Origin of the sequence: Mycoplasma paraquilae (genome assembly GCF_048284415.1) — a bacterium.
GTDB lineage: Bacteria > Bacillota_I > Bacilli_A > Mycoplasmatales > Metamycoplasmataceae > Mycoplasmopsis.
Map to the genome: position 1 here is coordinate 76,915 of NZ_JBLVZU010000002.1, position 13,982 is coordinate 90,896.

Genomic DNA, 13,982 nt, shown 5'->3' on the forward strand with positions numbered 1-13,982 from the left:
TGAACTTATTTACACTTTAAAGATGTTTTTTTGAATTCTGAAACTTTTAAGCTAAAATAATTAAACTTTTTAATTTAAAAAATGTGGAACAAAATCATAATTTCCACATTTTATGCCTTTTAGTCTATACTAAAGTTATAAATTATTATAATTAAATTATATGAAAGGAAAATTCTAATATGAAAAATCATAAATATAAAGTAATTTTATCTAGCTTAATTGCAACTAGTGGAATTTGCTTGCCTCTTGTTTCTATTTCAGCAATTAGCACAATTGATACTACTAGTTCTCAAACCAATAAAGAAATAGACCCTTTACACACGGGTAAAGAACAGCTAAAGAAAATAATAAATACAGATTCCAAATTATCTCAAGCACAAAAAGATGCATTTAATACTCAAGTAACTAATGCTAAAGTTGAAGAAGATTTAAACAATATAAAAGTTGAATTAGAGGCTTTAAATAAATTAATAGAAGAAGTTTCTACATTTAGCAAACCTTCAATCAGTTATGCATTTAAACTTTCAACTAAAGAACAGCAAGATGCTTTTGTTAGGGCGTATGCTGAATTAGCTCAAAGCAAAAAAGATTACATTAAAAGCATTGAAGAAAAAACTTATCCTGCTACAAGCTCACAAGCTATTAAAACAGAATTAAAAGATTTGTTTGATGCATATAACCAATTAAATGGAATTAAGACATATGCAGTAATAAAAGATGCATTAAATAATGAAGATATTATTAAAGCTTATAATTCAACAAAAGCCAAATCATTAGCAGAAGCTTTTAAAACATTAAAAGAAGTTCAAAACACAAAATTAACACCAGAACAAACATTTGACTTAGGCAAAATAAATGCAGCTATTACTACAATTGACCTACAAAATATCATTGCAGCAGTTCAAATATCTGGTGCACGTAAACAATTAAGTGATACACTTGATGCTGTCACAAATACCACTACTATCCCTTACATTAACACATTAAAATCATTTGCAAAAAGTCTGCTAGTTGAAAATAACAAAATTATTGCAACACCAATTAAGGCTCTTGAAACTGTTAATGCTGAATTAAATACACTTTTAAAAGCAATTTTAGTGATTACTGATTTATCTAGATTTACCAAAAATACAAATGCACAACTTACAGCATTAAATTCATTTAAAAGTTCTAACAATAAAGAATTGGCTGGCATAGCTGAAAAAGTTACCGCAATCATTACTTCATGCGCAAAAGCAGCAAATAAAGCAGTAGAAGACTATGAAAAAAATCTTCAAGATAATCTAATTGCATTTATCACTAAAACGAGCGAAACTGTTGCAGATTTATCACTTGAAAAATACAATGCTCAAGAATCTAAATACAGTCAAGCTGCAAGTGCTATTTTAGAAGAATTAAAAAATACCATTGTTTCACTAGCAAATACATTTGATCCATTATTTATCCCAACAGTTAAATTAGCTACAGAATTCGATAAAACTTGTGCAGAGTTAAAAGATTCGCCTCAATATTCTAATGCAACACAATTCCTAAAAGTTGAAGTTGACTCTCTTAACCAAGAATTTAAAAAACAACTAGCTATAGCCAATGATATAAGTACATCATTACCTGACTTTCCAGCACTATTAAGTGAAAAAAATGCCAACTTTAATCATAAATATATTGATGTGCTTAATAACTTGCAAGATATCGAAAATAAATTAACTAACACAAGCAAAGCAATTAAACAATTCTCTGATACTCAATTAGTAAATGGCCAACAAGCTGCTGTTATTGACTTAAAAAATAAATTAACAATTTTTTCACCAGCTGCTCAAGAATTATTTATTCAACAATATCAAGCACTACCTACATACGAACAAACAATTGCTTTTGTTGCCAAAGCAAGTGATCTTAATGCTATTGTAAATAAATTATTTGTATATTCAACAAATAGTTTAGATTCATCAACTAGCTCATTAAATGTTCTGACAAATGACTTAGGAACTTCTAAAAAGAATGCTCCTACTGCAAATAACTTACATTTAAATACTAATGCACTAATTTCAATAGCTCAAACAAACCCAGTTGAAGAGTTTAAGCCCACAATTGAATTAATTAGTAAAACATTTACCAATTTAGAAGACTTTATGTTTCAAATTAATAAATTTGAAAATTCAACATTTGCAACAAATGATGAATACCAAATTAACTATGATGCTGTCAAAAAAGCAATCGATAAATTTAGTAGCGATCTAGAAGAAAATGCTAAATTAAGTAATCTATTTAGCTCAGTAATTGATTTAAATAAATTTAATGCAGCAAATACCACTAGAATTAAGGATAATACATTATACATTAAACTTATTAATGCTATTGTTTCCAAAAATGTAGCAGAATTTAACGAATTAGCTCAAGAACAAAGCTCAGATCCACGTATAAATAACCTAATTAAATACATTAAAAAGACAAATTATTTAAAATATACTCAAATTCCAGCAATAAAACTAACCACTAAAGATCGAACAGTTATGAATAATGTAGTTAATGATAAAGACTTTTATGCATTATCACCAATTGCACAAGATGCGATTAAATTTGATAATTTACAACAAAGTCAAGGATTCTGACTAGGTCTAGGTATTTTAGGCTCACTAATTGGTATTTTTGGATTCGCTCTTCTATTTGTTAAAAAAAGCAAAAAGAATTAAATAGCAAACTTTTATAAGCACATGTAAGTGTGCTTTTTTGTTCAAAAAAACTACCTTGCGGCAGTTATTTAGTTTTGTTTTCATATTCTTTATCTAAAATATAGTTCTTTAATCTTAATTTTAACTTAGGAAATAGATTTCTAGTCGGAATAATGCTATTGCTTTCTGCTTCAAGAAAGGCTTTTGCTTTATCTCTGTCAACCAATTCAACTAATTTATCAAATCTTGAGAAATCATTATAATTATCTTCATTTGGTACGTAATTAATATATTCATTAAGCTGCTGTTGAGGCAGTCCAAATGCTAGAGCAAAATTATGTATATTTGTTGTTTTAGTTGTTACTTTTCTTTCGTTGATATAGTCTCTAAAACTTTTATCTGGGCTAATATTTAAATCACCTGATTGAATTTCAAAAATTAATGAATTAGCAATACTTTGTTCATCTTGTGGTAAAGTTGCAAATGATGATTGCAATTCTTGTAATTTACTTTGGACTAATTCAGCATCTTCATTTAATTGCAATACTTTAGTTCACTTAGTAAATTTTTCTTCTAAATAATCCTTATCGATTCGAGTAGCATCCATTTCTATAATGGTTGCATCTACATCATAAGCACTTTCACCAGCTGTTGCATATTCTTTTTTAGCCAGTTCTTTGAGTTCATTATATCTTTGTATTAAGATATCATAAGTAACTCGTTCTAAATCACAGCTTACTTGTCTTGGCTTCATTCCTTCTTCTGGATCAAATTCTGTATAGTGAGTAACTTTTTCTCAATTAAACCCTTGTAAAGTGGCAGCTTGAATTCTTCTTCAAAGCTTATTAAATTCACTAGCAAATTTAGCCTTTGCTGCCTTAGATTCAGGATTCTTTTCAAAATTATGAATTCCTTCAGCTGTAAAAATTTGAGAGATTTCTTTAAATAAAGAATTTACAGCAAGTATGTTTTGCCCAATTTTGTCTACATAAGCAACACTAGCTTTGTTTCCTGAATAAACTTTAAAGGCTTCTTCTATATTTTGAACCATTGTATAAGGTTTTTTATAAAACTTAATATTTCCTGATTCTTTTCTAATCGTTTCAATCCGGTTAGTTCTTGAGAAAGCTTGAATTAATCCGCTATATTCTAAAACTTTATCTAAATATAAAGTGTTTACATATTTAGAATCATATCCAGTCAGCATTTGATCAACTACAATTAATAAGTCTAGGCGCTTTGTAGTTTCTTTAGACACACCAATATAAGGGCCTTTATGTGCTAAACGATTAGCAACATCCTTTTTAAATTTATCTCAATCTGCCACCATAAAGCATTGATCAAAATTAGCGTTGTAATCTTCTAAGATTTCAGCTTTTCCATCTTCTTTAAATAATGAACGTTCAGTATCTACATTATCAATATTTGGATCAAATAAGCAGGTAATTTTTAGCTGAGGCACATTTGGATTTTCTTGCATACGCAATTTAAATAAGCGATAGTAAATGATTGCTTCTGGAATCGAGCTTACAGCCATAATAGCACTGTAAATTCTCCCCATACTTAATAGTTGTCAATTTTTTAATATGTCACTAACCACCATATTCTTGTGGGTTTTTAAATTACTTGTTTCTTCATCTCACGGGCGTTTATATTGTACATCATGAATTAAGTCCTCTAATCCGCTTATAACTTTTCCTAAAGAGTTTCTATAACCAGCATTTGGAAATTTCTTAGGATTATTGAAATATAAGAAAATTCCTTCTTTTTCTGGATTAGCAAAAGCCTCAGATTCACTGTTTACTTTGGCTTGTTGTAAAGCTATTTGTTTTCTAATTGCTTTATAATCAAATGTAATAACAGGAGTGTAGTCAAATCCTAGCACACTTTTATCTTTAATTCCATCTACAATAGTGTAACGATGCAATTCATCACCAAATATATCAACTGTGGTGCTGTTTGACTTCATGTTTTCTTCTTGAATTGGAGTTCCTGTAAATCCGAAAAAGACAGCATTTTTAAATAATTGTTTAATTTTTACAAACATGTCTCCAAATGTTGAACGGTGACACTCATCCACAATAAAAACTAAACGCTTATTATTAATAATTTCCAAGTCTTTTTCAGTACGGTATTCAGTATCAATTCTATTCATTTTTTGAATTGAAGTCACAATTAAACTATCACTAGCGGCATTCGATTTCAATTTTGAAATTAGCGAATAAGTATTGGTAGTATTTTGCACAGATTCTTGATCTTCTGCAAAATTACGATATTCATTTAATGATTGAGTGCTTAGCTCAATTCTATCTACTAAAAAAATTACCTTATCTGCATCTTTAGAATTAGCAATTAATTGAGCTGTCTTAAAGGAAGTAAGTGTCTTACCAGATCCAGTAGTATGTCAAATATAACCACCCTTAATTCCTTTTCTACCTCAATTTTCATCACGATTAATTCTTCGAACTTTTTCAGCAATTGCTCTAGCTGCATAAATCTGATAGCTACGCATAACTTTAAGCGTCCCACTATTTCGATCATTTCCATCACTTTCAGCAACTGTATAAAATCCAATTAATTCATGTGCCATCGGAATGTTTAAAAAGAAGGTTGATAACTTACGTCAATCATTAATAACATCGTTATTAATATCAGCATAATGGAAAAAGAATTTTTCATTAAATTCACCATCCCCAGGATTAGCAAAATAAACCATTTCTTCCGGTGTCATAGCAACAAAAATTTGCACCATGTTAAATAAGCCTGTAAAGCATTGTTCAGCTTTATATTTTTTAATTTGATTAGTTGCTTCTGATAGTGATACACCTGAACGCTTCAACTCAATGTGAATTAAAGGCATCCCGTTAATTAAAAGTAGTAAATCACCTCTACGATCACTTTTGAGTGGATTATCAATTCTGAATATAGGCTGTTCTACTATTTGATAAGTTGAAATACCAGCTGCAATTTCGTCACGATCATAAATTTTAAGACTAATTTCTCTTCCGTAGTTGTTAATATCATCTTTATTATCACGAATAATTGAAATAGTTTTACCATTAACAAATTTATTAATATGATATGGAGAAGCATATCTCACTTTTTCAAGAATTTGATTCATTTCACCTTTAGTTAATGGGTAGTTTCCTAAACGATATGAATCGCGGTTATTCTTGTATAAAATATCTGCTCAGTTTTGAATTAGATCCTCTTCAGTTTTATTCTTTAGTACTTGAGTTTCTCATCCATTCTGTGTAAGCTTTTCAATTAAAGCTTTTTCAAATTTTAATTCTGAGTCAAAAGTCATTTTTACCTTTCTTTGATAATTTTCTCATTATATAAAGAATTAGCCCTAAGCTTAGGGCTAAATGTTATTTTATTAATTCATTGATAATAATTTTTTGAATTCTTCTAAACCTTTTTTATCTTCTTCATTAGCATCAAGTTCCTCAATTAATGAAATTAATGTATTTGAAACTTCTTTAATATCATTTTCAATGTCCATTAAGGTGTTTTGGTATTTTTCGCCAAGTTTCTTAATGTTATCAGCATAAGTTTCAAGAATAGTTGTAGGTAAGTTTTCAAGTGCTTTAATTACCGGATCTACTCATTTTAGTGTAATTAATTCTCTAGCATCAGCATCACTTAAAGTACCATAAATTGCAATAGTTTGTTTTATCAATTCTTCAGCCAGTGCTTTGTTTTGTTTTGCTATTTCTTTTTTCTCTGTACCTAAAGTTGCAATTTCAACAATTTTAGCTTCAAAAGTTTCAGGATCGTTACTTGCTACTTTGCTAAATTCTTTAAGCACTGATTTAACTTCTTTATCAATTAATTTACCTGTATCTTCAGCAAATAAGCTGCTGTAAGTTTCTTTATCTTCTTCAGTAATTTCACCAGTTAATTCTTCAATTCTGGCATCGATATCTTGCACTTTTTGTTCAAGCTCAGCTTGCTGTTGTTTTAAGTCTTGAAGTTTAACTTTTTGAATTAATTCAAAAGGTAAGATGTATCCCATATATCCGTCTTGCACTTCGATTGGATTATTGTTTTTATCTTTCTTTGAAACCATTTTAGGTTTAATAGCTTTAATAGCGTCAAAACCTTCAGCTTGAATTACTTCTAAATCATTAGAAACAACTTTTCATTCATCATCCATTAATTGGTAAGCTTGATAAAAGTCTACTAATTTTTTATTTTGTAAGCTAGCTGCTAAATGATCGCTAATAATATCTTCTTCTTGATGAATATTTACTTGCATCATTCCATCGATTAATTCTTTCTTTAAGAAAGTTTCAAATGAGCTTAAAGAATCTTTAAAGTCTTGCTCATAAGCTTTAACTTCTTTATTAGCAAATATTTCTTGATAAATGTCTTTACTTTTAAGCTCTGAATATTTATCATTAATTGAAGTAAATAATTCTTCCTTAAGGGTTGGGAAAGCACTTCATAAATCATTGAAATCTTCCAGTTCACTATTTGGAATCCCACCAAACATTGAAGCGTAAATATCTCATGATTCAGCTTTAGCATTAGAATCAACATAACGTGGAATGTTAAGATTGAAATCATTTTGTCTAATTTCTTCTCTTGAAACTTTACGTGAGAATTTATCAAGATCGGCTCTTGAGACATAAGTATCAACAATCTTTTTAATATCTGAAGATTGTAATCTATTATTCTTACCATCTTTAATAAAGTTCTTAGATGCATCAATAAAGAGTACATCATCATTAACTCTATCTTTTCTAAGCACCATAACAATTGTAGGAATACCTGTTCCGAAGAAGATATTAGCTGGCAATCCAATAATTGCATCAATATTATTCTTTTCAATTAAATTACGTCTAATTCTTTCTTCTTCACCACCTCTGAATAATACTCCGTGTGGTAAAACAATTGTAAGTACTCCATCACTCTTTAAGTGGTATAAATCATGTAATAAGAAAGCATAGTCAGCTTTAGATTTTGGAGCAATACCATATTCAGCAAATCTTGGATCATTTTCCATCATTTCAGGATCTCATGGTTGAGAATATGGAGGGTTTGAAACAACTGCATCTAAATATAAACGTTCATAAACCTTGTTTTCATCAAAATATGGTCAGTCTTCTTTTAAAGTATCACCATTTCTTGTTTCAATATTATTAGGTAAAATACCTCTCATGATAAGGTTCATACGGGTTAAGTTGTATGTACTATCTTTTAGCTCTTGGGCATAGTATTTAATGTTTGACTTGTCAATGTATTTAGACATACTTTTACCAATGTTAATTAGTAAAGAGCCTGAACCTGAGGTAGGGTCATAAATACTAATAGTTTCTTTGTTTTTAAGTACATGAGAAACAATTTCAGCCATTAATACTGAAACTTCATGTGGAGTATAAAATTCTCCAGCTTTTTTACCAGCATTAGCAGCAAACATAGAAATTAAATATTCATAAATAAATCCAAGCACATCATAGTCTTGTTTATCATCCATAGGAATATCTTTAATGATGTTAATAATTGAGGCAATTTCCTTAGTTTGTGCTCCAGTACTATCTCCTAGTTTAGAAAGTCCTGTTTCAAGTGTGTTAAAGATTTTATTAAATACTTTCTTGTGCTTTGGGCCAATATTGCTATTGAAACGAGCTAATCCTCTGTGAACTGTATCAATTCCAAAGTCTTTTCCCATTTTTAATCAAGTTGAGAACAAATCATCATATTGAATGTAATATCCAAGTGTTGATTGAATATCAACAATAGTTTCAATCATAGCTTGGTCATCTTCTGATAATGATTCAAATTCATCCTTGTTATTGATTAAAGATAAATCATAATTATTTTCCCCTAGGTATTTTAAGTCATCATTTGTATAGTTATATTTAGAAATTAAATATTTTTCTTCTTGTTCTGATAAGAATTTGTAAAAAATAAACCCTAGGATGTAGTCTTTGTATTCATTAGCCTCGATTTTTGAACGCATACTGTTAGCTGATGCCCATATTCTGTTTGCCAATTCTTGTTTATTCATATAGTGCTCCTTTTATTATTTAAATTTAAATAAATTACTAAATAATTTTATCATATCATTAATTTTAAGGGTGAAAAAAGGGCCAAATCCATGCTAAATGGAACAAATTTAAGAAACTTCCACATTTTTCCATAAAAATATAAAAATGTAGTCATCAGACTACATAAATCTAGCAAAACATTTTTTCTAATAAAGCTTGCTTGATGCTGTTTAGATTTTCAAGTTTTTGCTCTTGAGAATGGATAAGAGAGTCTAGACTTGAGAAGAATTGGCCAACTTTTTGCTGTTCAAAAAAGTCTGGTATGTAAATTTTTAATTTACCATAATCACTAAAATAAATATGCGGGATTGTTGTACCTGAAAAAGATTTTTCTAAACTGAGTGTTGATATTAAACTATGTACAAAATCAATGTCCACATTTCTGGGAATGAGTCCAGTCATAGTTCCTAAAAATGCAGAATTAGCAGGTAATTTTCTAATTCTACCAACTCCGGCACCATCCTTTATTATAGTTAAATAAGGAACACTAGATAAAGCATAAGATGAATATCCGACAATACTATTTGCATCAAAAAGAGGAATCTCTCCTTTTCTTTGTACATTAGACATTGTTAAAGTTGAAATTACAGGAATTAAAGTCTGGTTAATAACTTTCTGATTTCACTTTTCCTCAAATCCTTTAAATCTTATTTCAGGGAATTTTTGATTCCCTGAAACAAACATTTTACTTAGAAATGATTGTTTTACTTCATTAAGTTTTTTAAGTTTTAGTTCTTGAGATTGAATAAAAGAGTCTAAATTTGAGAAAAAGGCACCTATTTTTTGCTGTTCATTAATAAAAGGCTTATTAATTTCAATTGTTGCTAATGCACTCGCATTTAATTTTGATCTTTCTCCTCCGGTTAATATGGGCTTAAAATCAAAATTCTTTAGAGAAAAACTTAAAAATTTATTATCTAAAACATTTTCTTTTCCTTGAATGACATGCACATGATTATTTGCTCAAAATTTACCATTAACATATTTTGAAGGATAATTATTAACATCATTAGCTCCGTCCTCAGCAACTAAAACAAATTCTCCATCATGTGTATATCCAGAAACATAATCTTGAATCCCGTTAGCTCCAAAGTAAGGAAATTCCCCTTTTGTTCTCAACTTTTCAGATACTGGAATGCGTAAATTATCAAATTTGTTAATTAATTCATTTAAAGCATTAATATTTCATTTCTCATTAAACCCCTTAAACCTTATTTCCGGCACTAATTTTTCTTTTTGCATATATCCTTCCATCTCAAAACTTGTTATAAATTAATTTTATCATATGCTAAATTTTCTAGTTTAAAAAGGCAAAATAAAAAGCTGGTAAGCAATGTTACCAACTTGTTTTTAAGCATATATTACAATAATAAACGCAATTGAGAGGATTAAATACAACACTGAAGCAAAAACAAATGGAAATTTGGTTTTGGGATGACTAGCTGCATAATCTTCTTTTTTTTGTGCTTCAAGCTTTTTCTTGTGTAAGTATAAGCGTTTTTCTTCATTAGGCATCTTTTTGAGATTTCTTTGTTCTTTTGAATCTTGAATATTATCAAGTGATAATCTCATTTTTTTAAAGGTACGTTCTAAAAAGCCTAGTTTAAGTACTAACGCAATAATTGCAATAAAGAAAGTTATAAAGGCAGGGACTGAGAAAGCATCAATAGCTTTGTTATAATCCCAATGTTCCTTATTGACAATGTAATAAGGAATAACTATTGCAAAATATAATACTAAAAAAACTAAGTTAATGATGTAAAAACGTAAGCTTGTAAACTCATTTTTAAGTTTTAGCCCTATTTTGTAGGTAAATTTATTCATTATTATTTTTTGCTAATCATTTTTCAACTTGAGATTTTGTACCATAGACATAGTGCAATCCATCTTCAACCTCAAATTGAGTTGCGATGTTAGGGAACATTTGTTCTTCTAAATAAGAAAGTTCAAATTTAACATCTTGGAATTTTTCATTAGCATTTGAAATTTTAGGTATAGCTTTAAATAAGTTAATTGTGTAAGGGTGGATTGGTTTAGCATAAATAGCTTCTGTTTTTCCAGATTCAACAATTTTACCAAGGTGCATGATTTGAACTCTATCAGCTATATATTCAATCATAGAAAGGTCGTGGGCAATAAACACCATACCAATATTTTTCTTCTTACATAAATCTTTTAACAAATTAACTACTTGCGCTTGAATCGAAATATCTAACGAAGCAATTGGCTCATCAGCTACAATAATTTTAGGTTCTGTAATTAGGGCACGAGCTATAACGATTCTCTGTCTTTGACCACCAGAGAATTCATGTGGATAACGATAGGCGAATTGTTTAAGTAATCCAACGTCTTCTAATGCTTTATAAATAATTGATTGTGTATATAGATCAGAAATACGTTTCATTCTTAATGGTAGCCCTAAAGAAACAAGGAAGGCGCCAAATTTACCCATTTTCTTGTATTTTTGATCTTTACGTGTAATTCCCATTAATAAATAAACACTGTATAAGTTTTTATTAAGGTATTTTTGTTCAATTTTAAATGATGCTATACCATTTAATCTATCTTCTACATTAGTTTTATATACTTTTAAATCAATTTGATGTTGTAGATATTTTTTATGCTCTTTGCTATTCTTTTTAGCTTTAGCCAATGGAGCAATAATATCTTTTTCATAAAACTTAATAAAGTTATCATTGTTTTGTAAAAATTGAGCATAAACTTTTTTATCACGAGCACGAAGGTCTTTGTCAATTTCACTAGCTTGAGCAATTTGCTCTTGTAATTTTTGAATTCTTTCACGGTATGAAATAATGTATTTTTTAGCTTCAGCATCAAATAAAGCTTGTGCTTTTGCTAATTCTTCTTTAGCACGCATTCTATCTTGATAAAAGTCTGGAGCATATTTAAATGCCTCTTTAAACATTTTAACTTGAGTTTTCTTTAATGCTTTTTTAGATTTTTTATATTGAGTTTTTAACTCATGTTGCAATTGCAATGATTGTTTAATATAAGAGTCTAAATTGAAATCATATTCATTTTTAACAATATTTTTTAATTGTTTAATTGCAGCTTTAGAACTTGTATTAATATTTAATTTAGTTGCATAAAACTCTTGTGAATATTTTCTAAATTCATCTGACATTTTAAGTAATTCTTCAAATGAAAGGAATTTTAACTTAGAATAATTTGCTTTTAATTCTTGGTATAAACGATGATTAATTAAATACAATTTGTATTCATGGAAGTAGTAATCTAAAAACGTAGTAGAGAAAGCATCATTACGGTGCATACGGTACTCGTTTTTAACTTCAGCTAAAAAGTTTTGAATTGAAGTTTTTGAAATTTTAGCTGTATCTTTATAGTTATTTTTATCTTCAGCAAAAGTATGTTTTTGCTCTTGATATAAAGCTTTTAAGTCGTAATATTCTTGTGTAAATCAGAATAATTCTTTTTCATGTTTATATTTATTTCTCGCTTCTTCTAATTCAACTTCATCAAAGTCAATTTTCTTATTTCTAAAGTCAGCTTGTTTAGCTTCATAAAGTGCAAGGAGCTCTTCAGTATTTTTGTAAAGGTTATTAATAACAATTGAATTAATTTTGGTTCTTTCTTCTAGATAAGCAAAATATGAATTAAATTGATCATCTAAATTATTTTGCACATCAAAAGTAATTTGATTTCCTAAATTTTCTCATTTTGCAATGAATGGTTCATGAAGTTTGTTTGAAATTAATAAACTCTTTAATTGGTATTGTAAAGCATGTTCAATAAATGTAAACCTAAAATTAGATTTAACTTTATTTCAATCTTTGCGAATATCTTTACGCTTGTTTTTGATAATTCCATTAACAATTAATGGTTCTTTTAAAATGCTGTAAATTGTATTTTGACCATTTAACGAAGCCATTGGGTCCTGGAAAATCATTTGAATATTCTTGTGCATGAATTTCTTACGCTTGTGTGAAATTCTTTTACCTGAAATAATCTTACCATCTAGGCGTACAAATCCATTGTAGTCGTCATATAGTCTTAATAAAGAGCGACCAATAGTTGTTTTTCCTGAACCTGATTCACCAATTAGTCCAACAATTTCACCTTCTTTAACATCGAATGAAACATTATCAACTGCTTTGTTAACTGCATTTTTATTAACAAAATATTTTTTTAAATTAATAATTTCTAATATTGTTTTTTTATTACTCATTAAATACCTTCTTAAAACTTTCTAATCTATTTTGTAATTCTTTTGATAATGTCACTTTAGGTGCGTCTGGGTGCAATAGCCAGGTAGCAGCATAATGTCCTGGTGAAACTTCAAATAATGGTGGTTCCTTAATAAAGTCAATTTCTAAAGCGTATTCATTTCTAGGAGCAAATGCATCTCCAAGAGGAAGATTGTTCATATCAGGTGGTGTACCATTAATTGAATATAAACGATCTTCACGATTTTCTGGAATTGCTGAAATTAAGGCTCAGGTGTAAGGGTGGCAAGGATTTGTAAAAATATCTTTCTTACTTCCTCTTTCAACGATTTTACCAGCATACATTACATAAATATAATCACAGAATTTAGCAACAACTGAAATATTGTGACTAATTAAAATAATTGTAATTTGAAATTCTTGTCTGATTTGTTCAAAAAGTGCTAGCACTGAGGCTTGAACAGTAGGGTCTAAAGCAGTTGTTGGCTCATCAGCAATAATTAGGCTTGGTTTTAAAGCAACAACCATTGTGATTACAACACGTTGTTTCATCCCACCAGATAGTGTATGAGGATACATTTCAAATACTTGTTCAGCATTTCTGATTCCAAATTGTTTTAATAATTTAACTAGATAAAGTTTTTTCTCATTTAAATCCTTATCTTTTCAATCATCATTTTTATTTAAAGCATCCAATAATTGTTTCCCAATTTTTCTTGTTGGGTTTAATGATGTTAAAGGGTCTTGAGGTATATATCCAATTTTGTGACCTCTGATTTTTTGTCAAAAAGAATCTTTTTTCTGTTCTAATAAATCAATGCCATCAATTTCCATTTTATCTGCAGTTGTAAAAGAATTATCATTAATATTTAATAATGCTTTTGAAGTAACAGACTTACCTGAACCCGATTCTCCAACAAGGCCAATGATTTCACCTTTGTTTATTTCAAGATTCACTCCACGAACGATAGTTATAAATTTATTACGTCTCAGTTTAAAAGAAACCTTTAAGTTTTCAACTGTTAAGAGTTTTTCTTTTTGTTCCATAATAA

The 13,982-nt window shown here is 28.8% G+C and carries 7 protein-coding genes; 1 reads left to right on the forward strand and 6 read right to left on the reverse strand.

Annotated features, from left to right (window positions below):
* Positions 1-179 precede the first annotated feature (179 nt).
* Positions 180-2,690 (forward strand): hypothetical protein, encoded by a 2,511-nt coding sequence (locus tag ACNQ12_RS01470; protein ID WP_418037019.1) that lies wholly within the window; start codon positions 180-182, stop codon positions 2,688-2,690.
* Positions 2,691-2,754: 64 nt separating this feature from the next.
* Here ACNQ12_RS01470 and ACNQ12_RS01475 read toward each other — a convergent pair whose 3' ends face one another.
* The 6 genes from ACNQ12_RS01475 to ACNQ12_RS01500 all read right to left on the reverse strand — a co-directional run bounded on the left by ACNQ12_RS01475 (position 2,755) and on the right by ACNQ12_RS01500 (position 13,977).
* A complete protein-coding gene (locus ACNQ12_RS01475) occupies positions 2,755-5,976 on the reverse strand; it encodes a type I restriction endonuclease subunit R (RefSeq protein ID WP_418037021.1) in 3,222 nt (1,073 codons plus the stop codon).
* Between the two features lie 72 nt (positions 5,977-6,048).
* Entirely contained in the window at positions 6,049-8,685 is a 2,637-nt protein-coding gene (locus ACNQ12_RS01480; RefSeq protein WP_418037023.1) for a type I restriction-modification system subunit M, read from the reverse strand.
* Positions 8,686-8,854: 169 nt separating this feature from the next.
* Entirely contained in the window at positions 8,855-9,967 is a 1,113-nt protein-coding gene (locus ACNQ12_RS01485; protein ID WP_418037025.1) for a restriction endonuclease subunit S, read from the reverse strand.
* 108 nt (positions 9,968-10,075) lie between these two features.
* Positions 10,076-10,549 (reverse strand): DUF3899 domain-containing protein, encoded by a 474-nt coding sequence (locus ACNQ12_RS01490; protein WP_418037027.1) that lies wholly within the window; start codon positions 10,547-10,549, stop codon positions 10,076-10,078.
* Positions 10,542-12,932, reverse strand: a complete 2,391-nt coding sequence (locus ACNQ12_RS01495; RefSeq protein WP_418037029.1) for an ATP-binding cassette domain-containing protein — start codon at positions 12,930-12,932, stop codon at positions 10,542-10,544. The genes ACNQ12_RS01490 and ACNQ12_RS01495 overlap by 8 nt, the downstream gene beginning before the upstream one ends.
* Entirely contained in the window at positions 12,925-13,977 is a 1,053-nt protein-coding gene (locus ACNQ12_RS01500; RefSeq protein ID WP_416754851.1) for an ABC transporter ATP-binding protein, read from the reverse strand. The genes ACNQ12_RS01495 and ACNQ12_RS01500 overlap by 8 nt, the downstream gene beginning before the upstream one ends.
* Positions 13,978-13,982 lie beyond the last annotated feature (5 nt).